Source organism: Clostridium puniceum (assembly GCF_002006345.1).
GTDB lineage: Bacteria > Bacillota > Clostridia > Clostridiales > Clostridiaceae > Clostridium > Clostridium puniceum.
Window position 1 is genome coordinate 14,399 of record NZ_LZZM01000199.1, and the last position, 26,010, is coordinate 40,408.

A 26,010-nucleotide genomic window follows, 5' to 3' on the forward strand; every position below is an offset into this window, starting at 1 on the left:
AATTTATAAATTTTTTACAACATCCTAATTAGTCTTAACCTCTTTTTCAGCACCATCTTTTAATATATTTAATACTTTACCATTTTCAGCACTAATAAAAATTTTCCAACTAACATTAACATCTTTTTCATTTTTACCATCTATAATTACAGTGTAACAAACCTCATAAATTTGACTTGTTTCTTTATCTATCTTATTATCTGCATAAACCAAGTCTATTTCATTTCTAACAACACCTTCTTTGTTATACTTTTCAAAAGCTTCTAAAGCCATATTCTTAGCTTCTTGTTTAGAAACATTTATTACAGGTTCCTTACATTCTTTTTGCATTGTTGAATTTGAATATCCATCTAAAAAACCGTTTTCTTTATTAATATTTAACTTTATCTCATCAAAATAAAATGGATATCCATTTTTTTGTTTAGTATATATAAGCGAATAGTATGGTAAATATTTAGAATTCTCATTAGTATTAATTGTCTTTATTACTACATCCCCATTATAAATATTCTGTAAGTATTTTTCTGCTAATATTTTTGCATCTTGTAAACTAACTTTTGTAATATTGATTGAAATTTCCTTTTTAGCAAATCCTATTACATTATTATCTTTATCTAAATCTATTCCAAAATTTTGAGTTGATATGCTTCTATGAACCAATTCACTTTGACTATTTAAAGTTTTAATTCTTTCATATTTTATAGTATCTAATTTTTGTTCTGTATTTACTGCATCAATTGAATATAATTTAGCTATAAACTCTTTAGATGATTTAATTTCCTTTGCACCTGGTCCAATAAAATTATATAGTATTATAGCTATGATTATAAGAAGAGAAACTAAAACTATTCCACCTACAATACTAGCTCTTTTTAATATCATCAATAACCTCCCATCTTATTATAAGTTTATTTTTATTATATCATATTTTCTATTTTTTATCTTTCACAATTTCTCATTGATATTAAAAATTGCATAATTAAATTACTATATACTGTAATGGAATTTATTTTAATATATACTATTTTAGTAATATATTATTTATAAATCTTCATTGATATAAAAATAATATTTAAACATAAAAGGCCTATCATCAAATATTATTTTGAAGATAAGCCTTTTTAATAAATTCAAGTTATCAAGATATATTTGAATTTATTTTTAGTTATTTAATTCTGGAAACCAAAGTGCAATTTCTTCTTTTGCACTTTCCACAGTATCTGATGCATGAACACAATTTTCTGTTTTACTTCTAGCATATCTATGTCTTATAGATCCTTCTTCTGCATCTGTTGGGCTCGTTGCTCCATTAATTTTTCTTATTCTTGCTACTGCATCTTCACCCTTTAGAATTATTGCACATAATGGACTTCTTGTTATAAAAGTTATAAGTTCTTCATAAAAATCTTTACCTTTATGCTGACAGTAATGCTTTTCTGCAATTTCTCTTGTTGCTTTCATAAGTTTTAATTCTGCTACTTTAAGTCCATTAGCTTCATAGCAGCTTATTATATTTCCTATTATATTTCTTTCAACTCCATCTGGTTTAATTAATACCACGCTCTTTTCAATCATTTTTAAGCCCTCCCTATTATGTAAATTATTTGATATTATTACCCTCTATAAGAATATTATACTAAAATTTCTGAAAATTATAAATAGTTTTATAATTTTATTCTATCTTTATTATATTATGATATAATTTCTATAAATCGAACTCAAAACTTGTAGTTTTAATAAGCAGGAGGATAAAATGGTTAGATATTTAATAAACGTAGATGGTAGAGTACAAGGTGTTGGCTTTCGTTATTTTACTCAAATTGCAGCTAATACATTAAATTTAACTGGTTGGTGTGAAAACCTTATGAATGGCAAAGTACAAATAGAAGTTCAAGGCAGCGAACAATATGTTCATTTATTTATTGCTAAAATAAAACAAGGAAATACTTTTTGCCGGGTTAGTAATATGGAATTAGTTAATATTCCTGTAATAAATGACGAAAAGAAATTTTCAATCAAATATTAATCAGTAAAAAATTAAGCAAAGCAAATATAATATTATTCAAAAATAAAAATTTTTAAATACACAATTGTTTACTAAATATAATTTCTTATACCCAAAATTGATTTATAAATTTAGAACTATAATTATATATATTGCCACTATTTTTAATCAAAGAAAAAGTTAATTTGGAATAATATTATTACAAATTAACTTAATGACATTGCTAGTTGTACAGAGATTCTTGACTTTAGCATTTCAATAAATTTAATATAAAAAATAGTATTCAACAACTGTTAAAATTTAAACCCATTTTAGTATTATCCTATGCTATATTTCTTTTTACAACTTCTTCATTTTTCTTTTTTGATTTAACCATATTGTAAATAATTCCAAGCATTATAAACCATGCAGGTGTTACAAATAAGGCTATACGAGTTTCATTATTAAGTGCCAATGTAACTATAACAAAAGCAAAAAATGCTAGAATTACATAGTTTATGATTGGATAAAGTGGCATCTTGAATTTGCTTTTAGCCGCAAGTTCAGGATTAGTTTTGCTATATTTTAGATGGCATACGACTATAATTGCCCAAATAAAGATAAAGCAGAATGTCGATATACTTGTAATAAGTACAAATACCCCTTCTGGCATAATGTAGTTTAAAATAACTGAAATCACGATGACAGCTGCCGAGAACATTGACGCATTAGCAGGTACTTGATTAGACGTTAATTTTTTCATTGACTCAGGTGCATTATTTTCTTTAGCAAGGGAGTAAACCATACGACTTGTACTGAAGATACCACTATTACAAGCAGATGCAGCTGATGTTAGGACAACAAAGTTTACAATGCTTGCTGCTGCTGCAATTCCCACTGCTGCGAATACTTGCACAAATGGGCTTTTTTCTGGATTAATTGAATTCCATGGGTATATGCTCATAATAACTAAAAGTGCTCCAACATAAAAAATAATAATTCTAATTGGAATGTTATTAATAGCCTTTGGAATAACACGTTCTGGATCTTCAGTTTCTCCAGCTGTTAAACCAACTAATTCTATTCCAGTAAAAGCGAATACGACCATTTGGAATGAAAGTATAAAACCACTTACACCATTAGGAAACAAGCCTCCATAACTCCAAAGGTTTGCAAAGCTTGATACACCAGCATCTGTAGAAAATCCTTTAATAATCATGAATGTACCAATTATAATTAGTGCTAAAATTGCAACAACCTTAATTAAAGCAAACCAGAATTCCATTTCACCAAACAACTTTACTGCAGTAAGGTTCATAATTAATAGAATAACTAGAACTATAAGACTCGGAACCCATTGAGCTATATTGGGAAACCAGTACTGTATATAAAGTCCGGCAGCAGTTACGTCAGCCATCGCAAGTGAAATCCAGCAGAACCAGTATGTCCATCCAGTAATAAAGGCTGCTCTTTCTCCTAAATAATCATATACAAAATCTACAAATGAATGGTAATTTAAATTAGAAAGTAATAATTCACCAAGTGCACGCATAACAAAAAAGCAAATTACCCCCGTTATCATATAAGCAAATAAAATAGATGGTCCAGCCAAGTGAATAGACCTTCCTGAACCAAGGAATAATCCAGTACCAATTGCACCTCCAATTGCAAGTAATTGAACATGCCGATTTTTCAGCCCTCTTGATAAATTTTGATTTTCTGACATATATATTCCGCCTTTCTCAATCTGTATTACTATGATTACAATTTCGTGGAGTTATTATTTGGATATTTATATAGAACTTTCCATTTAAATAATCTCAAAAAGAAATTTTAGAGCAAGTGGCAACCTATATACTTAAAGTAATTTAAGACAAATTGCTAGGTATATACCAATTCCCATAGAAATTAATAAGGATAATCCTTAAATAATAATGCTAAATTTCTTTAATATATCTTGAAATATTGATGCTAATAATAATAAATTTTATAATAACATAAAAAAATCCCCCTAATTTTTATTATGGAGGAGAATACGAACTATTGAATTGACAATTAACAACTAAAAATTAACAACTAAGGCTAAAATCACTCTGTGATTTCTTATTATATTTTTAGAAATTCCTTTTGAATTTCCTCCCCAATTGTTAATTATTAAATGTTACCTGTTAACTGATAAGTTCCTTCCCCTGTCCTTTTACCTGAGAGTTTCAGCAAATCAATTCACAAATTACAATTGAGGGTGTTATAGACATTTCTTAATTATATTTCATTAGAAATCCTATAGAAAGTAATAATAAAATCTATGATTTTGTTATTCAAACTTTCTTTATACTCTTATTTCTCAATTATTAATTGTAGATTGTTAATTGAAATCGCCTTGCTCCTTCGGTGCTCATTACAAAATGAGTCTCTCCAGAGGCTCGTCCAGCAACGGTCCCATTTACCTGAAATATTTCTCTCTTCGGTGCATTATTATAACTTTATCTAAATTTATAATAACAACTCTCCCACTGCCTTCATCCGAACGTTCTATTAAATTTTAACTTTATTTTATGACTTAAATTATATAAGGATTTGTTAGTTTATGCAAGTATTTTTTATTTTTTACCAATAATTATTAAACTTTTTCTTAATTTTTTTGTATATTTTTAATCGTTTTTATAATATATTTCGATTATTTTTTATATTTTAATAAAAATATTACATTTTAACTTATGCTGATTTTTTGTTTTAAAAAATAGAAAGTACGTTTTCTTGCACCTTCTATAATAAAAATACGAACATATTTAATTAATCTCTTACTCATCAAAAATCTAAATCTTGCAATTTCCCTTTTTTCTTTAATCTTATTAACAATTCATTTGGATTGTTATTTATTATAAGTTCTTCTGGAAAATCTATAGATTCTAACATATCAATGGCTTTCGAAAATTCTCCTATTAATGTGCAAAAATGTGCATCACTATTCATTATTAATTTACCTTCATATTTCTTGCACAATAATGCAATTTCAGTACAATTGCTTAAGCTTCCTATTCTTGATGTTGTAAATGAACTATTATTAATTTCTATTAATACATCATTTTCAACAGCACATTTGACTATCTTTTCGAAATCAACTGGAACTTGTGGATTTCCAAGATGCCCTATAATATCCACATTCCCACTTTTTATTACATTAATAAAAGCTCTTGTGTTTTCTTCTGTATTACCTACTTTATAAACTTCATCATGTATGCTTCCAATTACAATATCCATTTTCTCTATTGTAATATCATCCATATCTAAATTTCCATCATAATCAATTATATTAGCTTCTGTTCCATAAAGCATAGTAACTCCATACATTTCTCTTGGTAAAACTTTATAATTATGAAAATACCAAATATGTGGAGAATGTGGCATACTAATTCCATGTTCTGTAGTTCCAAGCACCTTTATTCCCTTTTCAGATGCAGCCTTCGCATTTTCCATTAAAGTTGAATAAGCATGCCCACTAGCTATAGTATGAGTATGTACATCTAATGCATATTTCATTAAATCACCCTTTTTCATTATAATTTCTTTACGTATTTATATTACCATAATTCACTTACTATTTAAACCGGATTCAATGAAACTCTTTTTCACAAGCTTAGATAAATTTCCAAACATTATATTAAAATATTTATAGTTACAAAGTACATAAAAATCATGCAATGCTTCTTATTCTATATAAATCATTTTCTTTGTGACTCCACCATTAATAACTATATTTTTCCATCAACAAAATCATTTTTTCTTCTGTTAAAAATACGCATGTTCTTGCAATCTTCTCTGATTTCCTAACTCTTTTAGATTGGTTTTGAAATTCATATTCCTATTCACTACAACATAAAAGTAATTACTATCCCACCTATAATTCCACCCACTATACCAGCACCAATATTAACAAATGATTTTTTTAATTTTCCTCCAGCCACAATTGAAGCTGTAAAAACACCTATAGCAGCTGCCCAAGCCATATCTATCCAGGCACCTCCACTTTGCTGTATTAAATGATTATCTATGCCATGATTTATTATCCAAATTGTTCCTACTATAATTATTGCAGCTAAAAAACCGCCAATTGCTCCAAATTTATTTACAAGTCTGCCCCAAAAAAGTCTAAGAAAAATTGGAAATAAAAAAGCTCCAAGTATTGTTGTAATTATAGCTTGTCCTGACATAATCCTCCTCCTAATTTTTTATCTATAATTTCTAAATTTACTTTTTCAAAATTCTTCTTTTTTGTATTTGCTTCTACTATACTTTTTTCTATTACTACAGATACATATCCACCTAATATTGCACCAATTGCTACACATAAAAAAGTAGGTATTGAACTTACTACTGAATTTATTCCATTAAGTATATATCCTTTGGTTACTAAACATATAGCAACTCCTAATCCCATATCAATAAATGCAGAATCTTCATCATGTTTTATTAAACCTAAATAATGATTTATATACCAAGCTGATCCTGTGAGAGAAAGTGCTGCAATATATCCTCCAAAAACACCAAATTTATTCGTAAAAATCCCCCAAAATCCATTTATTATAATTGAAGCTAAAAAATAACCTACAGTGCTTTTTAAAAATTTCATTTAATCTCACCCTTAATTTATATTTTTCTCAAATAGCATATTACTAACTGATATTTATTAAATACAAACTCAAATTTAAACTTTAAAATAATATAATTAAAGTTATCACCTACATTAACTATATTATTTTAATATGATGTCCTATATCTTATATCATACATGTTTAAACTTACTAAAGCAATATAGACAAATTCACCTATTAGAGTGCAAAATAGTATTTAAACATTAATATATACTCTTATAAAAAATTAGAATTAGGATTTAACAATTAATCTCACAATCCTTTGAAATATATTATTTAAGTTTTTATTCTTTTTTAACTAGTTCTAATTCTTTCAAGTGTTCATACAAATTAATAAAATCTTTTTGTTCCATTGTTGGACTAATTATAGCAAATGGAATTTTCGTTCTCCCTGCTAATGTTGCAGTTGTAATTATAAAATCTATTTCTTCTAAATTTTCCACTAATCCAAAGATAAATTGTTGATAAGTGTAAAAACCACAAAATGAGATTTTTTCACTTAGATATGTAAAAATTTTATTTTTTATAAAACTTATAATACTTTGGTCAAAATCAGATACTATAATAGTTTTTAATTTTTTATTCCATACCTCTTTTGTTGAAACTAATTGCATAGTTATATATGATAGTTCAATTACGCTTATGTTTAAATCTAATTCTTTTTTAATTATATTTAACATTTCCATTGCCATTCTATATTCGGATGGATAAGTCTGTATTACATTTTCATCTATACTATTAACTATACAATGTTTAAGTCTTAGTCTATGTATCATTGGAGCAACATATAGCAATAAATTTTCTTTTATTTTAGGATAAACTGCTAAGTTTATATTGAATTTTTTAAATACATTTTTAAAAAATTTATTTGTTATATCTATAGCTTCTTTAGTCTCTATATTTTTCAAATCTGTTCCATCAAGAAATTGTCTAGATTTAAAATACTGCTGTAAATTTAACCATTCTTTTTTAGGTAATTTTACATCGAGTTGTTTTCTTACCTTTTCTTTTATAGCAATAATTACCGGAAGAAGTTCGTCATCTATTTCATCATAGTCTAATTTAAGTCCAAATTCACATCGTTCAACTGCAATAAATATTTGATTACATAGGAATTGTGAACTATGACCTGATAAAATATATCCGTATTGCTTTACTTCAGCATTCATAATTGGAAATAACTTATCTGTAAATTTAACAATTTCCTGATGATTAAATAAATAATAGCAATTTTTCATTACTGAACTTGCATTAGATTTCTTGGCTATAATCCAACCAATAATATTTCGTTTATCTGCTTCGCTACAATTAAGTTTTATTCCCTTATTTAAAGAATAATTCAATGTTACATTTAAGTTTTCTTTTAGCCATTTTTTTATGGAACTAATATCGTTATTTATCGTTGAAGCTGATATATAAAGTTTATCAATAAGTTCGTTTACAGATATATATTCTTTCATTGTTAATTTCAAAATAATATACATTTGTCTTTCAATTGGAGTATTAGGTACTTGAGCTATATATTCACGATCCCAAACAGATCTTATAATATCGTTTTCTTTCAAAAGTTCTTTACCAATGTTTGTTAAATAATACCCCCTTTTTACACTTGAATCAACTTTTATATCATATTCTTCTAATAACTCATTAATCTTTTTAATATCTATCCTTATAGTACGGATACTAACATTACATAACTTAGACAATTCATTTCCTGTGACATAGCCATCTGTATTTAAAATTATATTTAATATCTCTCTATATCTTCTAATCACCTTAGGCTCACACCTTTTCAACGCAATTTTATTTGATTGAAACATATTATATTTTTTCTTCTTTACTTCTTTAATTATACTTCATTTTGCATAATTCATAAATGAGAAAATTTATTAGAAATACTTAACAAAGTATTTATTGTTAGACACACATACTATGACATTAGATTTAATCAGCTAAATATTTAATTATGAAGTATTATTAAATATATCAAAATTATTTCTTAATAGCTTTTATACTATGCACATAAGTTGATTGATACTCTTAAAATAGGTTATAATAATATATACTTGTAATTACATAAAAGATGAAAAGGAGGCATTGCTATTCATTCAAGATATTATAATTTATATTATTTAAAACATACTGATATCTTATTTTGAATAGTGCAAACAATATATGATTAAATTAATTGTAACAGATATGGATGGAACACTATTAGATGAAAATGGACATTTACCAGACGGATTTACTGACATTTTAGATCGCTTAAGAGCAAATGATATAAAATTAGTTGCTGCTAGTGGAAGACCTTATTACACATTACAAACTAACTTTGGTCCTATAGGAAAATATCTATCATTTATATGCGAAAATGGAGCTTTAGTTGTAGATAATAGTAAAGTAACCTATGAAAGTGTAATTGATAATAATATTGTTGCTGAAGTACTTGATACTTCAAAACAAATAGATAACAATGTAATAATTTTATGTTCAGCAAATTGTGCTTACGTTGAAAATTGTTCTGAAGAACATTTAAGTGAAATAAAAAAATATTATACTAGTTTAGAAATTGTTGATGATTTAACTAAAGTTACTAATCCTATATATAAAATCACTATTTGTAACTTAGAAAATTCTCATGAAAATTTAAATACTTTCTTTAAACCTAAATTTAAAGATAAATTAAACGTAGTTGGTTCTGGCGAAATATGGATAGATATTTCAAATAAAAATGCTAATAAAGGAACTGCACTTCAAAGCCTGATGAATACTTACAATGTTTCAAAAGAAGAAACTATGGTTTTTGGAGATTATTATAATGATATAGAAATGCTTGAGCAAGCTGAATATAGCTTTGTAATGGAAAATGCTCCAGAAGATATGAAGCAATATGGAAAATACATAGCTGCAAGTAACAAAGAACATGGTGTTTTAAGAGCTATACTTGAATATGCTCTTTAAAAAAGTAATCCCTACAATCATATTAATTGGTATGATTGTAGGGGTATTTTATTTTTCTTTTTTTATAAAATACTTATTCTATTTCTTAAATATTTTAATGTCTTAATATACCACTCATGCTTAATTTGCTTACAAACATTACTATCAGTTTGCTTAATACTCCTTTTAACAATATACCTGATATTAATGAAATCACCATATACACTCCTAATATTGCCATATCTCTAAATAGTATTGAATATACTATCCCTGCCATTACTTGCCTCATACCGTTTATTGCATATGTAAATGGTAGGAATGGATATATTTTTTGAAATAATATTGGTGCAACCTCAATTGGAAAATTTCCACTTGAGCCAGCCATTTGAAGTACTAATAAAACTATAATAATTGCTTTTCCAACATCATGCAGTATACTAGCTGCTGTGTAAATCACCGTAACAAATACAATACTAACAAATATACTGTAAAAAACATACATTATTGGATGAAGTGAATAACTTTTTAATATAAATAGAGCTCCTAAACTTGCTACTATTGCTTGACATATACCTATGGAAATAAACAACAATAATTTTCCTAAATACATTTCATAGGGTCTAATGTACGTTCCATCTTCAAATTCTGGTGCTTCTTGTGATAATAAAGCTGAAGCTAATAACCCACCAACCCATAAGCAAAGTACTGTATAAAAAGGTGTAGCTGCTGAGCCATAATTAGGCCATGAAAATAACCTATTATCTTCAATTTCAACTGGACTATAAATAAAGTCACTTTGATTTTCCCAGCTATTTGTCATCATGTCCAATAATTCATCAATTCTATCTTCATCATCCATCTCTCTAAGTTTATCTGCTAATTCATGAATTTTATCTTTAGCCTCTGGAACCTTATCCTTTAAATTGTTTAATTCTTCACTCGATAAACTAGTTGCATCTTTCGAAACACTTAATAAATCTTCTATTTTAGGTAATGTATCTTGTCCTTCTTTTACTAAAGTTAATCCATTATCTAAGATAGCTCTAATAGAATCAAAACCACTTTCAACAGAAGATACAATTTCTGAATCGTAACTATTTAGAATATCGGCAATTGAAGCATGAACTTGATCCACTACTTTTATAGTATCTTTTAAGGTTTCCGTATCTAATCCTTCACCATTATCTAATTTGTCAATTTGATCATCAACTCTATTGATCAATATATCAAGCTTTTCATCAATAGTATCCAATTTATCTATAGTACTAGATATTATTTTGCTTATATCTTTTAAATTTCCTTGCATACTCTCTAAAGATTCTTGTTGCTTTTCAAGCTGCTCTCTCATCGCCTTCACAGATTCCAATGATTCAAGCTCTTGATTGCCTAAAGGTAATTCAATATCCATGTTGCTAACATTATTTATAAATTTTTTTATACTTTTAAGTTTAGACTTAAGGTTATTAACTGTTTCTTGAGTTGCCTTAGCAGAATCAGATGCTGTTTTTAGTGTCTTTTCTGCCATTTCAGGTAATATATTTTCATCAAGATTTTTAAGCTCTGTACTAGAATTATCAAGAATCTGCTCCGATAAAACCAAGTCTTTTTTTATTATTGGTGATATATCAGATAAGTCCCCTTCTGTTTTATCTAATGCTGCTTGGCTATCATCTAAAAAATCATTAGTTGAATTAAGAGTATCTGATATTGTAGGAATCATGTCATTAGTTTTATCTAATACTTTTGAAACATCTTCTGTTCCAGAAATGGCAGTATCTAGCAAGTTTTCTAGTTCTGACATATTGTCATCTAATTCATAAATATTATCAACTATTTTTCTTATTTTCTCTCTATTATTTTGTATATCTACGCCTTTTTCATTAAAAACTCTAAATAACACTCCTGAAATAGTTTTAGTTATGCTTTCATCTAGCTGACTTTTTAAACTTTTTATTCCTGAATCTGTCATTTTAGGAGCTATTGCATTTTTCTTTTCATTTACTGTATAAATTAATGTTGGTTTTACAACATTTTTAGAAACAAATGTTGTAACATTTTCTGAAAAGTTCTCTGGGATCTCAATTGTTGCATAATATTTTTCTAATAACAAATCTTTCTTGGCTGCTTCTTTATCATCTAAGAATACCCAGCCTAATTTATCATTCTCTTTAAGTTTATCAACTAACTCATTTCCTATATTTATATCTTGTTCTTTAAAAACTGTTCCTTTATCTTTATTTATAACAGCAATTTTTATTCCTTTAGTATTTGAATATGGATCCCATGAGGCATCTATATTTATTAAGGAATATAGTGATGGAATAACTATAATTACAATTACCATAACTAGAGCTACCCAATTAGTACATATTTTAGTAATATCTCTTTTATAAATTCCAAATGCATTCTTCATAATTTAATCCCTCTAATATATATTATATTAACCGTTCATAATTGAACTTTCTTTTAATTTTTCAATATATTTTCTTCTCTTTTTGCTTGTAGTTTTTTTAAATAATATTCCTATAACAATGGATATTATCATAAATATGCATAAAACAATACTATCCTTAATTAATATTGAATAAACTATTCCTGCCATTACTTGCCTTACTCCGCTTATAGCATAAGTAAAGGGAAGCAATGGAAACAACTTTTGAAAAATTGACGGATTAACTTCTATAGGAAAGTTACCACTAGTTCCTGCTACCTGTATTACCAGTAAAATAACTCCCATTACTATTCCTCCATGTCCTAAAACACTAACAGCTGTATAAATAATGACTGTAAATACTATACTTACAAATATAGAATACAACACAAACATTGTAGGATGAACAGCATAGGCGTGAAATATAAATAACGCCCCCGTACTAGCTACTATCGCTTGTCCTAATCCTATAACCAAAAACAATAACATTTTTCCAAAGTATATCTCATTATGATTTAATTTTTTTTCATCTTCAAAAGAATGTGCTTCTGTTCCAAGTATAATTGAAAGCATATATCCTCCAATCCAAAGACAAAGAACTGTATAAAATGGTGTAACTGTTGAACCATAATTAGGCCATGAAAATAATCTATTATCTTGAATTTCAACTGGACTGGCAAAAAAATCACTTTGTACTTCCCAATCATTGGTTATCATATCTAATAATTCATCAATATCTTCTTTATTATCAATCTTTTTAAGCCTTTGAGCTAATTCATGAACATTATTTTTAATCTCAGGAAACTTTTCCTTCAATTTATTTAACTCATCATTAGATAAACTTGCTGTATTGGCAAAAGTATTTAATAACTGTTGGACATCTGGTAAAATATCTTTCGCTTGAGCTCCTAAATTCAATCCTCCATCTGAAATTTCTCTAGCTGAATCTAAACTATTATTAATAGTTGGAATAATTTCTGAATCATAATGATCTAAAATATCAGAAACTAAAGTATGAGCATCATCTAAAACTTTTCTTGTATCTGTAAGATTTTGAGTATGTAGTCTTTCTCCATTATCTAATTTAGCAATTTTTTCATCAGTCCTGTTAATCAACACATCAAGTCTTTCATTAATAGTATCTAATCTATCTATTACTTTGGAAATTTCTTTACTTTCTTCTTTTAAAGCATTTTGAGCATTTTTTAATGATTTAACCTGCTTATCAATACTTTTTTGTACTTTCGCTATTTGCTCTGAACTTTGAAGTGATTCATCAATTGATGGGTTTGGAATTTCTACCTCACTAGCTGCCTTCATAGCTTTCTTTATTCTTTCCAACTTAGATTTAGCATCCTCAATACTTGTCTTTGTAGCTTTAGCAGAATCTGATATCTGTAATAATGTCTTTTTAGCTACTTCTGGTAAAATCTTTTCGTCAAGATTTTGAAGTACTACACTAGAAGTATCAAGTAGATTTTCAGCATTAGTCAAATCTTCTTTTATTTTTGGTGTATCGTAGTCTAAATCACCCTGAGTTTCATCTATGTAACTTTGAGTTTTATTTAAAAATTCTGTTGTTGAATCAATAGTATCTGATGCTATTGGTATAATTTCATTTCCCTTTTCCAATAATTCTGAAATACTTATTGTTCCATTAATAGCCTCATCTAATAATACTTCAAGTTCTGGCATATTATCATCCAATTCATAAACTGAATCAAATATATTTCTAAGCTCTGGTCTATTATTTTGTATATCTATCCCGATTTCATCACTTGCTCTAAACAATATTCCTGAAACAGTTTTTATTATATTATCATCTAATTGACTTCGAAGTGTTTTTACCCCTGCATCTGTCATTTTAGGTGCTATTGCATTTATTTTTTCATTTACTGTATATATTAATTTAGGTTTTACAATTTCCTTTTTTGTTATTGTTGTAACATTTTCTGAAAAATCTTCTGGAATTTCAATTGTTGCATAATATTTTTCCAATAATAAATCTTGTCTTGCAGTTTCTTTATCATCTAAAAAGACCCATCCTAATTTTTCATTATCCTGCAATTTTTCAACTAGTTCATTTCCCAAATTTATATCTTTTTCTTTATATACAGTTCCTTTATCTTCATTAATAATTGCTATCTTTATCCCACTAGTATTTGAATATGGATCCCATGATGCATATATATTTATCAAAGAATATAAAGACGGTATTACTATTAATGCTAGTACGACAATTGTTGCAGCCCAATTAGTGAATATATTTTTTATATCTCTGGTAAAAATCTTTATTACATTCTTCATTTATCTACTACCTCTATTAGAAAATTATTTATCTGATGTCTAGCTGTTCTAACACTTTTATCCTTTAGATAGATAGAAATTAATAACAGCACAGCCTTAGACCAGGCCACCCTTAAGAGTACATTGTGTATCTTTAGGGTATAATTCAGGTAGAGTCTAAAACTCCATCTGAAAAGTTTCACTTTATTTATAGATTATATCACATAAAAATGACTATGAGTCATTTTTATATTAATATTCATATAAATTTTATATTAATATGTTTGTGTTTTAATTTTTATCCATAAATTTGAAATTTTTAATAACTCTACATACTAAAGGACTATCAGAAAATTCATCTATTTTAATTAGACAAAATATTTGATAGCCTCTCTAATCCTAAACGTTAAAAATATGAATATATGCTGTGTTTTTCAATATTTGTGTTATATATTTCTTGATTAAAAGCTGCCATAATTCTAATTTTTCTCATTCTGTTTTTATACACTTACTTTCTAAATCTAAATTTAATTATCCCTTTAGGTTTTAAAAATTCTATAATTCTCTATAAATCAAAAAAACCTATCATAAATCTGGGAAGGTTTAAAAATACTATTTTCATACATTGCAACACAACACAATAAACACTCAGACTATGTTATAATAATCCATACCATTTACGGTATCCTATAATAAAATCCTCATTTTGTAAATGTAAAATCCAATTAATTTTATATTCAGCACATAGGGAGTACCATTTTACCTATAGAGCTTCTTAATCTAATATTTGAAGATTTATATAATTTGTAATAATGATTATAATTACCATTAAATTGAGATACACAATCTATAAAAAATATTAACTTAACGAAAAGAGGTGGCACCAAACTTTAAAAATAGAAGGTGCAATGAAAATGAGAGAACCAAAATCTAATTGGTATAAGAGTATATGGTCTTTTGACATTAAAATATTACTTTACCAGTTCATCACAAATCTGTTCACATAACTTAGAAGTATTAGCACTAACCTTCCATTGTAAAGAAACGGTCTCTTTTACCACTTTCAATATAAAATTATTATCTGCTTCCTCATCTATTGTAATATATTCAGATTCTGTAGCATGAATAAATTCCTTCCACTCTCTTATTATTTTATCATGTTTATTTTTAACTAAATCAGGAACTTCAATGCTTTTTAGTAGGCTTAAACACTCTCGGTATTTTTCCACACCTTTATATCCCAGTTCAATACAAACTTTAGGATTTGAAATCATTTCTTTATTATAATAAAAACATTCTTTTGATGAAGAAATAATTTTGTCTCCTATTTCATCCATATTTGTAGCATATATAATATATTTTTCATCCATCCTCTCACACCCTACATAATTAAATTTCTTCTCTTTCTTCTAATTTGGTTATATATACCATTTTTTTATTTCTCGGATAATTTGTTTATTATATCTATAATTTCACTTTTAATAATTCCTTCGTTAAGGTCAACCATTCTCTTATTTCAAGCAAGTTCTTCTTCACATTTTCATCACCCTTCATATAATTAATTATACACAAATGTGTAAATACATTCTATAAATATAAACAAATGTATATTATATATATTGTAAATATACATAATCCATCTCACTTTCGTAATAGTATCGTTTTAAACCTCTAAAATAAGTATTAATTGTTATATATTCATCGTAGATTTATTGGTCATTTCAGTCTTTTCATTACTTTAGAATTTCCTAGCACACGTTTAGTTATAAAAAATAACACACGTTTAGCTATTTTTTCATAACTAAACGTGTATTATATATAATTCTTGCGTTAAGTCCCCAAAATAGAGAAATCAACGAAGTTCTATTCGGTTTTTGGTGCAGGTGACGGGACTTGAACCCGTTACCATTGCATTATGGTAACTAAGTATTTTTGCAATCTCGATTTTTCTTTTATTAAGGGGTATATCAATTTTGATATACCCCTTATTCATTACCGAATAGTATCATATACAATATAGATTTATTCTTTGTATGTCAAATTGGATGTCAACAAATAACATCTGAAGGCTTTAAATTCAATACATTACAGATTATAATAGCTTTGGATAACTTGATTTTTGAAAATGGAAAATATATCATAAATATTAATTTTAATATATTTATATCTGTACTTTTTGATAAAATAATAATATTCAGATTGTTACCATTTATATATCTTTTAATATTATTTTTTATTGTTCTTTGAGTTATTTGTAAAACATCTTTATCTTCCTTTTTCTTTGCATTAATATTCAATATTTTTTCTTTCATGGTATACTCTTCATTATTTTCATAAGTTTTTATTCCCATAACACACACTCTCCCTCTCGTTTCTAATTTTATAGTCTTTTGTATTTCCTTTATTGTTTAATTATTGTAATTATTTTATCATGATTACTGATAAAATGCAAACATCCGTTCTCATGTTCCAAGTCATTTTATTTCATATTTTGTAATTTTGCTATCTTTAGTAGCAAATCAATACAATTTATAGATCCATTGCTAAAATTGTCTTGAGGTGATTAATAATGTTATCTACAAGACTTACATTTCTTCGGAAAGAACAAATGCTAACCCAAGAAGAACTTTCCAAGAAACTTAAAATTACACGTTCTGCTTATTCTCATTATGAATCTGGATTTCATGAACCACCAATCTCTGTTTTGGTGTTATTGGCAGATTTTTATGATGTAAACACAGATTTTCTACTCGGTAGAACTAACATTAGAAAGCCTTATCCCAAATAATGAGACCGAAATGATTTGATTTCAGGTCTTTTTTGTTTGATTTTCTAATATTAATCCTCTAATACTTCTTTTGTCACCCCATAGTTTATAAAGTACATTCTTAATTAATTTCGGGAATCTTAATATTATTTTTTCCTCTCTTTCATATCCTTTACTATATATTTATCCAATTCTCGACTTATCTTTAAAGCTTCTGGAGAATCTCTTCCATAGTTTTCAATTGCTTCATGTAATTTATCCCTAAGTATTTCTATTTTATTTTCTTCCATATGTTGCCTCCTTAAATTAAAGAAGGTTGATGCACCAACATAATCTATTTTTCTGTACAAAATAATTTTAACACCTAAAGAACTTGAATGCGAGGAAAGTTTCGACAAATTTGGCATTCGTTTTTTAGACAAAAAAAGCTAATAAATCAGATATTTTATAATTATTAGGTCTAATGTTTGAAAACAATCACATTTCATGTAGAAAAACTAAAATACAGAAAATTATTTATAACAAAAATTAAGTCTTTTTTAACTTTATTTAATAACCATGTATATTTGCCTTGAAAATTTCTTATAATATATTGGATTAGTGTTTGATTATTTTAGAATCAATCTTATTTGTATTATTATAAAAAACGACAAATATTATTATCATTTCTTGTCTAATATGAGTCTTTAAACTGATATTAACAAGCTTTTTTGTTAAATAAAGTAACTATTTTATGCGAGGTACTTATGATAAAAGAACAAAGGAAGAAAAAGGGATTAACTCAACTAGAATTAGCAAAAAAAATTGGAGTTGATTTTAGCTATTTATCTAAATTAGAAAACCATCCTAATTCTCAAAAACCATCGCTTGATTTAATATTAAAACTATCTGATGAACTTGACTTAGATATTGGTCAACTTCTTACTTTATTTTTTGGTTCCAATGATAAAAATTATGATACTTTAGTAACTTGTACTTTCAAAAAAAGAACTTACAATAAACTTGTCCGAGATGCTAAACTTCAAGATACTTCTATAAGCAACTTTGTATTAAATATAGTGGATGAACACTATAAAAAATAGAGCTAGGAATTTATATCCTAGCTTTTATCTTGAAAATGTATTTAATTTTGATTTATATTTCCCGCTTTGCAGTTCAAAAGATAATATCCCTTGATTTTCTCCATTTTTGTCATTTACGAAAATAATTATTTTATTTATGCCAATTTCTTTCATTCTAGTTTCATTATCTAATGTTAATTTTGCACATTCATAATATGTATCATCTAAATTATTTAATAATGTCATATTAATATTCATTTGCTTTGTTTTATCTTTTCCACTTATATCTTTAACTTTCATACTTTGATAACTACTTTCTATTTCCTTCATAAAATCTGCATATGTTTTGTTATTTTCTTCAATTTGTTTTTTGTTTTCTTCAATAAATTTTGTTCTTTCATTTCTTATTCTTTCAATATCGCTTTTTATAGCTGTTTTCCCTTCATCATTAAATGAATCGTATGTATCTTCTAATTTTTCAAACATATCAAATTCATCACTAGTAAAATCTTCATAATGTTTATCTAATACTTTCTTTTCTTCAGTTGTTGGTTTATAACCAATATTTGAAGCTTGTTTTTGTTCTTCAACAACTTTTCTAGCTTGCACTTCTTCTTTTGCAGAATTAATAGACATATCATGAGTAAAAACTAATATTAACAACAATGCAAGAGATGCTACACCATAATATCCCAATACCCTTTTTCTTGTCTTCTTTTCGTATTCTCCCCACCAAATTACGTTGCTGGGTTCTATAATTCCTACACATAAAAAAATAATAACTATAACAAATAGTGCCATCATAGAAACATACATTCATATTCTCCCCCTTAACTCTCTATAAGACAATTGTATATTATTAGAAACTTTTGTCAATAATACTATTGTGTTCGTAACATTCCTTTATATTTAAGCAAAGAGATAGTATTTTTAATCAAATCACCCAAATACTATCTCTTTCTTTATGAATTTATATATGTTAAAATTATATTGCAAAATGGACTGGTGGAGCTTCGGCTCTGCCTTTTTCATTTGGACAAAAAAATACAGCCAAATTAATGACTGCATCTTTTTGGTTTAGTAGTCCGTGTTAATCAGAAGCTTTTCTTTATCCATACCATATCCCTACATATAATATATATGATATTGCTATTCAAAATATTCAATAACTATTTTATTAAAAGTAGCACTTTTCCAATAGATTTATATAATATATAGTATAGAGATTCTTTTTTGGCTTACGAATTTAAGAATGAATACAATACTGTGTAACACTTTTTATGTTCATAATTAGGTATCCTATTTAATATAATATCATTTATCAATCTTTTATATTTATACTCTAAATGTACTAAAGCGGCAGTTAAATTACTTCTCCATCTGCCGCTCTTTTTTTATCTCATTTTTTATGTAAGTATATTATCTCTATAAATTAATAACATAATTGTAGTCATATACTGATAAAACTAATATTAAAACTTCCCATTACAATACGGACAAATATAATTATCATCAATATCTTCTTTACTGTTAAATCTTATAGGTAATCTTTCATTACAATGTGGACATTTCCAAAATAAAAATGAAATAACTATAAATACTATTAATAGCTCTATTCCCACAAAGGTTAAAACTTCAATTGATAGAACTCCTCCGATAAAACTTGATGGAACTGATAAAAATAAACATATTAAAGATAATTTACGAAATTTCATTATATTTTTTATTTTAACTATCATATTTTATCTCCTTTATAATATTATAGTTTATTTTTCCACAATTCACCTAATACTATGTACTATAAGGCAATTGTATATTATTAGAAACTTTTGTCAATAATACTATTGGCACTTAAAGTGCTCCTTTATGTTTTTAGCAAAGAGATAGTATTTTTACTCCAATCACCCAAATACTATCTCTTTCTTTATGAATTTATATATGTTAAAATTAAATTGCAAAATGGACTGGTGGAGCTTAGGCTCTGCCTTTTTATTTTGGATAAAAAATGCAGCCAAATTAATGACTGCATCTTTTTGGTTTAGTAGTCTCCGTTAATCTAGAAGCTTTTCTTTATCTATAGCATATGCTACATATAATACGAATTGTGTGATAATTTAAATAAAAAATACCGCAAATCTATTCTTGATGTTTTAATCATTTACATTTCCTGTAATTTACACTCTATAGTTTCTACCGGAACAGATGATAAAACTACATGGTCACTATCGCTAATTATAACTGCTCTTGTTTTTCTACCATGAGTCACGTCTATAAGTAGCCCTCTGTCTCTTGCTTCCTTAACTACTCTTTTCGCTGGAGCTGATTCCGGGCTTATTAATGCTAATACTCTATTTGCAGAAACAATATTTCCAAAACCTATGTTTATTAATTTGATACTCATAAATTCTCTCCTAAATAGTAAAAATGATATACTGATTACTTTTAGCATAACATATATTACATATTTATTCAAAAATATCCAAGTATTAATTATTACACATTTTCTAAAATAGAATAGGTAAGGCTTTGAGCTAATCTTTTGAATTAGCAACATGTCGCACTATCACACTATTCCGTTTTCGAATAATATATTTAATTACCATTGTCCATCAATTATGGCATATTATGCGAATGAATTTTGAACTGAAATAAGCAGTAGGGGTTACTGCTTTTATCTTGATATTAATTCGCTACTATAAGTTTGTCTTCATTTAGAATATGAGCATCTATCCAATTTACTACAAATTCTAATATATTTTTTACAGCTACATCTTGATTTGAATCTATTTTGCTTAAATCAATTCCATTAATTGTATTAACAAAGTTTTCATGTTCTACTTTATGTGAAAGAAATTTTTTATATCCTATACTCAGCATATAATCTTCTTCTGATTTAAAATGAAATATTGTATATTCTTTTAGTTCTTCAAGTATTTCAATGATTTTATCATACTTGTCAGTTACAAATTCATTCGTTAATAGTTTATAAGCACGATCTGCTATCTCAAATAATTTTTCATGTTGTTCATCAATATGTTCTACTCCAAGTTCATAATCTTCTTTCCAATTTATCATAAAACCACCTCATATAATAATAAAATTACCAATATTATAGCATGATGTTAACATCATTGTAATCATCTATTTAATTTATATAAATTAAAACCAAAAACAAAGCAGTAGGGGATTTCTCCTGGCTACTGCTTGTCTTTATTTTTATAATTATGTATTTATAATTAATATGTATATCAGCTTAACAAATCAATATTTTTTCTAAATTATTTTCGTTTTCATATTTTTTAATCTTAGAATATATATTAGTCTCAATAAGACTATTTTCTTGGTACGAACATCTAAGACTTGCCGATATGTCACTGTCCTTGATATGCTTACTAAAATATATATTACTATAAATTGCAAAAGTTATTAGAAAATCATGTCCTTGTGTTATTTCTAATAATTTTTTGCAAGAAACCTCTTTACAATGCTTGCTTTTAATCTTTTCCAGCTTGTCCTCATTTAATGTAAAGTAATTTGCATTATGCCTATTTATTTGTTCTATAATCATATTATTATCAATTTCTTTCTTGCTTAGATTAAAAGCATTATTAATTGAAATTCCATTTAACTTTAAGTTCATGCAATCTTCAGTACTATATTTTCTTACTAAACTTATAAATTTTAATTGTCTTAATAATAGTTCTTTAAATTCTAGTGCATTTAAAGGTCCAAAATAATATTCATCAAATATTTTCTTAAACGTGTTGTCATTATCTGCAAGCATAATTTCTAGACAACACGAATCATAGCACAATATATTCCCTTCCTCTGCAGAATTGTCATAATCTTTATCACGAATCCCTAATATCCTCTTATTATTTTTAAAAAAATCTATTACAATTTCTTTGATACCTTCTTTTCCTGAAAATGATTCAAATAAAATAACATTATCAGATATAAATTTTTTCCAGAATTTTATATCATCTTTTCCTTCAACTACTATAAATATATAATTTCTCATAATTTCATGAGTCAAAGATAACCTTATTTCTGAAATTATTTCGCCTTTACTTAAGTTATCTCTTATTGAATTCATTTTCATATATCTCCCCTAAATCTCTTTGTATATCCCAATGATTGTTAATTATTGCCGATGAATGTGTAGCAACGATAACATTTATATTTTTATATTCTACTATTTTTAATAAATCATTCATAAACATCCGTTGCCATACAATATGAAGTGATATTTCTGGTTCATCTATTAGAATTAATAATTCATCTCCTGTTTCAAATAGTAATTCATAAAATAATACTATTTCTTGTTTTTCTCCAGACGATAATTGAGTTAATGAAATTTTCTTTTCCTCATTTTCCAAATCAACTATTTTGATTCCGTCTTCTCTTGATATTTTTATTTTTTTGAATGACAATCTACTATTAATAATATCAGTAAACAAATCTAGTCTTTTAACAAAATCTTCATATACTTTGTACTTTTTATTGAAATCTTCAAAATATATTTTTAATGCTTTCGCGTGTTCTTTCTTAAACTTTAAGCTGTTTGTGCTTTTTATTTCTGATATATCATATTTATTTAGTTTATCAAACTTATCGTTCATTTCCATCATGTTTTTATTGAATTCTTCCTCATCTTTTATTCCATTATCCATCTCAAATAATCTATATGGATAAGTACTGTCTAATCCATTAGATACAGAAGAATATTGACTAGAAATATTATTTATTAGCCCTATAAATTTCTTAGGTAGTTCCTCAATAGTATCTATAAATTCGTCGTTTCTTTCTCTTAATTTATTTATTTTTTTCATTAACCTTTGCTCTTTAATAAAATGTATATCACCTATATTATCTTTTATATATTGAATTTGTTTTTCTAATTCAATAATTCTATCGTTATCTATATTTGCTTCTCCAATATATCGAGAATTTTTTACCTCATAGTAATACTCCTCTCTAATGTACTTATATCTATCTTCTACATCATCATATACATGAACCCTTCTTCTATCTCTATTCTTATTATAATTTAAAATTTCAATATATGAAAATAAGCTGTTATTTATACTCAATTTATTTTCTAGTTTCTCTATTTGAATTTTACTTTCTTCTTCATTTAGAATTAGTTCTATTTTCCTGAAATCTAAATGTATCAAATATGACAATCTTTTTTTACTTAAGGCTTCTATAATTTTCAATATTGTTGATTTTCCATACCCATTAGGACCTGTAATAATTGTAACTCCTTTCTCAAAGTTTATATTATAATCAAAACGTCCAAAAAGTTCTAATACGTTAATTCCACGAATCATTCACTTCAACTCCAATCTAAATATATAATTTTATAATACTATATTTTGTATATAATTACCATATTAATTTGAAATACTTACCTTTAAATTTACTATTACTTGGGAATTATAACATATTATATAAATGAATTTCAAACTAAAATAAGCAGTAGGGAATTTCTCCTGCTTATTGATTCTTGTTTTCTTTAAATGCATTTGATAAATCTAAATCATCTTCTTTATTATCGCCTTCTTCATTACCTTCATCGATAAATTCGAATAATAATAATAATAATATACCTATTGACCTAATACATAGCAAAACAAAATAACTCAAAAAAAATCCTAAAAAATAATAATTGGGATAAATTTTATAATTACTAGCATCGCTAATAGGAATAAACATAAGACAAATAATTATTAATATAAAACCCATCAATATAGGGATAGATAAATACCAATATAAATCTTTTATTCTTTTGTTTCTTTTTAAATATTTCATTATACTACTATCTATAGCAGTTATTAATATCGATAACATAGTGGTAAGAAATCCAATTAGGATTGAAGCAAAAGTTATTATACTCAAAATTATATCTTTCATATTAACTATTGAATTTATATTTACAAAACATATTATAACAAGAAAAATAATGCTTAATCCCAAAGGGAAAAACTTTTCACAATATTTCCCCATCTTACCACCTCAATTCTAAATAAATATTTTTTCTAGATATGGTTTTCTTTGTTTGAATAAATCTATCATCCTATCTATTATTCTTTCATAATTTATTTCATTTTCTTTAGAATATTCAAATTTTGCTTGATCAACCAATGTGCCATTTATAAATTCAACCTGTTCGATAGGTTCATCTTTAGATGTTCTATATTCTACATGTACCTTTTTAAATCCATCTTCTTCTTTTAATTTTGTAAATTCCATTACTTCCTCTTGCGTAAGTGAATTATCCTTTTTGCTATGTCCAACTGAAAAAACTACTTTAGTAGACATTGATTTCATTTTTCTTGCTCCAATAATTACTCCTGCCAATGATGAATTTTCACATGCATCATTAGTTTCGGCAAAACTGACTTCAACTTTTCGTATTATTATTTTTTTTAGTTCTCCTAAATTATTTGTAAAAGGAACCAGTTTAATTTCTACTGATTTTGTTGAGCTATTAAGTATTTGCTCAACAAACGCTCTTATACCATTCATTCCTATTGCATTTTTATTTCTTTGAACCATCAAAACATTTGTTTTTTCATGATACAATACTGCTATATCTTCTCCTATATATTCTGAATCATCTAATTCCAATTTTTTAAATTCATCACTTTTTTTATCAATTATTCCTGGAACTTCTGCACTTCTTTGTCGTATGAATTGTAATTTCCACACCCCTCCATCTGCCTTTTCTATTTTTTGCAATATTACATCCTCTCCGTAATATGGCCTTGTCCTTTCTTTAATTACTTTCTCTAAAGCAATTATTAAAATTTTTTCAAGTTTTAGCGGTTGACGATTTTTCTTTACCTTACTACCTATTGATTCTAATTCATATATATATATTCTCCCATAGTCAAACTTAATATTCTTTTTCTTATTCAATAATTTTCCTCCTATTATTTATTCATATTTGACCAATAATATGATATAATAGAGCTATCTTAATCGACTCTATTACAACAAAGAACTCATGATTGATTGGTCATCGCATGAGTTCTTTTTTATTTTATTATATTTACATAATACAACATTTTGGACAAGTTTTCCACAAAATAAAAAATGAGGTAAATGGATTATATATATTTATATACCTTATTAACAACTCTTTTGTAATACTTTTATATTAATTCTTTAAATTTATTTTGGAACAAAAAATAAAACAGTAAGTTACTACTACTGTTTTTATATTATTGGTTTGATTTTAATTTTTATAAAATGTCCTATACATTGTAATTCTGAGAGAAAAAAGCTTTCATATATCTATTTACATAATAACATACCTAATTGTATTTTTTTTATATATTTCCTATAGTTTTCATAGAATTAAGTTATAGTTTTTAGACAAAAAATAAAAGGTATAGGATTACTCCCATACCCTCTAAAATTAATGGCCAATGTGCAATTTAGCCAAATGAATTATATCAATAATTACACTATCTATCAACTAACTCGTTCTTTATATACTCATTAATTGTCTCTTCTTCACCTTCAAATATTTCTGTTAAATGTAATATAATTTCTTGTTGCTCCTCCGGAAGTCCTTTCATTGTTTCCATTATTGTATCTTTAGTTACATTACTCATAAGCCCACCCCTTAAATTAAAATATAAAGTTTAAATTTATTATCGTATGATTTATAGATATTTTAACCTAATATGATAAGATTTATTTATGCAAAATAAGAGTACAGGATTGCTCCATACCCTAAGACTTAACTTAATTTAGTTGCAACACCATCACTATCAAATCTATAGCCTACATAATCTATATTAGATACCATTTGTCCAGTAGAATATAGCATGTAGTCTTTCCCACCATCTTTTATCCAACCAGTTTGCATTGCTCCA

General features: G+C 26.3%; 25 protein-coding genes, 1 pseudogene and 1 riboswitch. Of the genes and pseudogenes, 4 read left to right on the forward strand and 22 right to left on the reverse strand.

Translation table 11 applies throughout. The annotated features are described in order from the left end of the window. Nucleotides 1-24 precede the first annotated feature (24 nt). Together CLPUN_RS19395 and ndk are read right to left on the reverse strand one after the other, a co-directional pair. Nucleotides 25-882 carry a peptidase propeptide domain-containing protein gene (locus CLPUN_RS19395; protein WP_077848883.1) on the reverse strand — a complete coding sequence of 286 codons (858 nt, stop codon included), beginning with the start codon at nt 880-882 and terminating at the stop codon, nt 25-27. 279 nt (nt 883-1,161) lie between these two features. Further along, entirely contained in the window at nt 1,162-1,575 is a 414-nt protein-coding gene (gene ndk, locus CLPUN_RS19400) for a nucleoside-diphosphate kinase (protein ID WP_077848884.1), read from the reverse strand. 178 nt (nt 1,576-1,753) lie between these two features. On the opposite strand from ndk, the gene CLPUN_RS19405 reads away from it, so the two are divergent. Then, nucleotides 1,754-2,026 carry an acylphosphatase gene (locus tag CLPUN_RS19405; RefSeq protein ID WP_077848885.1) on the forward strand — a complete coding sequence of 91 codons (273 nt, stop codon included), beginning with the start codon at nt 1,754-1,756 and terminating at the stop codon, nt 2,024-2,026. 301 nt (nt 2,027-2,327) lie between these two features. Here the strand turns inward: CLPUN_RS19405 and CLPUN_RS19410 are convergent, their stop codons facing one another. The 5 genes from CLPUN_RS19410 to CLPUN_RS19430 all read right to left on the reverse strand — a co-directional run bounded on the left by CLPUN_RS19410 (nt 2,328) and on the right by CLPUN_RS19430 (nt 8,456). Continuing rightward, nucleotides 2,328-3,710: an amino acid permease gene (locus tag CLPUN_RS19410; RefSeq protein ID WP_077848886.1), complete on the reverse strand. Its 1,383-nt coding sequence runs from the start codon at nt 3,708-3,710 to the stop codon at nt 2,328-2,330. Between the two features lie 698 nt (nt 3,711-4,408). Then, nucleotides 4,409-4,507: riboswitch (glycine riboswitch) on the reverse strand. A 285-nt stretch (nt 4,508-4,792) separates the two neighbouring features. Continuing rightward, a complete protein-coding gene (locus CLPUN_RS19415; protein WP_077848887.1) occupies nt 4,793-5,524 on the reverse strand; it encodes a phosphatase in 732 nt (243 codons plus the stop codon). A gap of 329 nt (nt 5,525-5,853) precedes the next feature. Further along, nucleotides 5,854-6,195 carry a Lin0368 family putative glycerol transporter subunit gene (locus tag CLPUN_RS19420; protein ID WP_077848888.1) on the reverse strand — a complete coding sequence of 114 codons (342 nt, stop codon included), beginning with the start codon at nt 6,193-6,195 and terminating at the stop codon, nt 5,854-5,856. Continuing rightward, the gene (locus CLPUN_RS19425) at nt 6,177-6,614 is read right to left on the reverse strand and encodes a Lin0368 family putative glycerol transporter subunit (protein WP_077848889.1); all 438 of its coding nucleotides are present in this window, start codon (nt 6,612-6,614) and stop codon (nt 6,177-6,179) included. The genes CLPUN_RS19420 and CLPUN_RS19425 overlap by 19 nt, the downstream gene beginning before the upstream one ends. 306 nt (nt 6,615-6,920) lie before the next feature. Further along, the gene (locus tag CLPUN_RS19430; RefSeq protein WP_242954196.1) at nt 6,921-8,456 is read right to left on the reverse strand and encodes a BglG family transcription antiterminator; all 1,536 of its coding nucleotides are present in this window, start codon (nt 8,454-8,456) and stop codon (nt 6,921-6,923) included. Between the two features lie 355 nt (nt 8,457-8,811). Between CLPUN_RS19430 and CLPUN_RS19435 the strand changes: the two genes are divergently transcribed. Further along, a complete protein-coding gene (locus CLPUN_RS19435) occupies nt 8,812-9,597 on the forward strand; it encodes a Cof-type HAD-IIB family hydrolase (RefSeq protein ID WP_077848890.1) in 786 nt (261 codons plus the stop codon). A gap of 94 nt (nt 9,598-9,691) precedes the next feature. Here CLPUN_RS19435 and CLPUN_RS19440 read toward each other — a convergent pair whose 3' ends face one another. The 4 genes from CLPUN_RS19440 to CLPUN_RS19455 form a co-directional block, all read right to left on the reverse strand. Continuing rightward, nucleotides 9,692-11,989 carry a YhgE/Pip domain-containing protein gene (locus CLPUN_RS19440; protein ID WP_077848891.1) on the reverse strand — a complete coding sequence of 766 codons (2,298 nt, stop codon included), beginning with the start codon at nt 11,987-11,989 and terminating at the stop codon, nt 9,692-9,694. Nucleotides 11,990-12,016: 27 nt separating this feature from the next. After that, a complete protein-coding gene (locus tag CLPUN_RS19445; protein WP_077848892.1) occupies nt 12,017-14,314 on the reverse strand; it encodes a YhgE/Pip domain-containing protein in 2,298 nt (765 codons plus the stop codon). 950 nt (nt 14,315-15,264) lie between these two features. Further along, the gene (locus tag CLPUN_RS19450; protein ID WP_077848893.1) at nt 15,265-15,663 is read right to left on the reverse strand and encodes a hypothetical protein; all 399 of its coding nucleotides are present in this window, start codon (nt 15,661-15,663) and stop codon (nt 15,265-15,267) included. A gap of 678 nt (nt 15,664-16,341) precedes the next feature. Beyond that, nucleotides 16,342-16,644 (reverse strand): hypothetical protein, encoded by a 303-nt coding sequence (locus CLPUN_RS19455; RefSeq protein WP_077848894.1) that lies wholly within the window; start codon nt 16,642-16,644, stop codon nt 16,342-16,344. A gap of 218 nt (nt 16,645-16,862) precedes the next feature. On the opposite strand from CLPUN_RS19455, the gene CLPUN_RS19460 reads away from it, so the two are divergent. Then, the gene (locus CLPUN_RS19460; protein ID WP_077848895.1) at nt 16,863-17,081 is read left to right on the forward strand and encodes a helix-turn-helix domain-containing protein; all 219 of its coding nucleotides are present in this window, start codon (nt 16,863-16,865) and stop codon (nt 17,079-17,081) included. Nucleotides 17,082-17,206: 125 nt separating this feature from the next. Here CLPUN_RS19460 and CLPUN_RS27235 read toward each other — a convergent pair whose 3' ends face one another. Beyond that, nucleotides 17,207-17,350, reverse strand: a complete 144-nt coding sequence (locus CLPUN_RS27235) for an aspartyl-phosphate phosphatase Spo0E family protein (protein WP_143329087.1) — start codon at nt 17,348-17,350, stop codon at nt 17,207-17,209. 456 nt (nt 17,351-17,806) lie between these two features. Between CLPUN_RS27235 and CLPUN_RS19470 the strand changes: the two genes are divergently transcribed. Beyond that, a complete protein-coding gene (locus tag CLPUN_RS19470; RefSeq protein ID WP_077848897.1) occupies nt 17,807-18,142 on the forward strand; it encodes a helix-turn-helix domain-containing protein in 336 nt (111 codons plus the stop codon). A 24-nt stretch (nt 18,143-18,166) separates the two neighbouring features. Here CLPUN_RS19470 and CLPUN_RS19475 read toward each other — a convergent pair whose 3' ends face one another. From CLPUN_RS19475 to CLPUN_RS28870, 10 genes and pseudogenes are all read right to left on the reverse strand, one after another. Next, entirely contained in the window at nt 18,167-18,937 is a 771-nt protein-coding gene (locus CLPUN_RS19475; protein WP_077848898.1) for a hypothetical protein, read from the reverse strand. Between the two features lie 656 nt (nt 18,938-19,593). Then, a complete protein-coding gene (locus tag CLPUN_RS19480) occupies nt 19,594-19,860 on the reverse strand; it encodes a hypothetical protein (protein ID WP_077848899.1) in 267 nt (88 codons plus the stop codon). Nucleotides 19,861-20,279: 419 nt separating this feature from the next. Continuing rightward, nucleotides 20,280-20,522 carry a DUF370 domain-containing protein gene (locus CLPUN_RS19485; RefSeq protein ID WP_077848900.1) on the reverse strand — a complete coding sequence of 81 codons (243 nt, stop codon included), beginning with the start codon at nt 20,520-20,522 and terminating at the stop codon, nt 20,280-20,282. A gap of 281 nt (nt 20,523-20,803) precedes the next feature. Further along, entirely contained in the window at nt 20,804-21,196 is a 393-nt protein-coding gene (locus tag CLPUN_RS19490) for a bacteriohemerythrin (protein WP_077848901.1), read from the reverse strand. A 178-nt stretch (nt 21,197-21,374) separates the two neighbouring features. Beyond that, nucleotides 21,375-22,217 carry a DUF4435 domain-containing protein gene (locus CLPUN_RS19495; protein WP_158078805.1) on the reverse strand — a complete coding sequence of 281 codons (843 nt, stop codon included), beginning with the start codon at nt 22,215-22,217 and terminating at the stop codon, nt 21,375-21,377. Continuing rightward, a complete protein-coding gene (locus CLPUN_RS19500) occupies nt 22,198-23,454 on the reverse strand; it encodes an AAA family ATPase (RefSeq protein ID WP_077848903.1) in 1,257 nt (418 codons plus the stop codon). Before CLPUN_RS19500 ends, CLPUN_RS19495 begins: the two co-directional genes overlap by 20 nt. A gap of 166 nt (nt 23,455-23,620) precedes the next feature. Then, nucleotides 23,621-24,130 (reverse strand): hypothetical protein, encoded by a 510-nt coding sequence (locus CLPUN_RS19505; RefSeq protein WP_077848904.1) that lies wholly within the window; start codon nt 24,128-24,130, stop codon nt 23,621-23,623. Nucleotides 24,131-24,145: 15 nt separating this feature from the next. After that, nucleotides 24,146-25,045 (reverse strand): DUF6731 family protein, encoded by a 900-nt coding sequence (locus CLPUN_RS19510; RefSeq protein WP_077848905.1) that lies wholly within the window; start codon nt 25,043-25,045, stop codon nt 24,146-24,148. A gap of 551 nt (nt 25,046-25,596) precedes the next feature. Further along, nucleotides 25,597-25,746, reverse strand: a complete 150-nt coding sequence (locus CLPUN_RS28200) for a hypothetical protein (protein ID WP_198944373.1) — start codon at nt 25,744-25,746, stop codon at nt 25,597-25,599. A 128-nt stretch (nt 25,747-25,874) separates the two neighbouring features. After that, nucleotides 25,875-26,010, reverse strand: a pseudogene (locus CLPUN_RS28870) (GH25 family lysozyme); the annotation flags it as partial.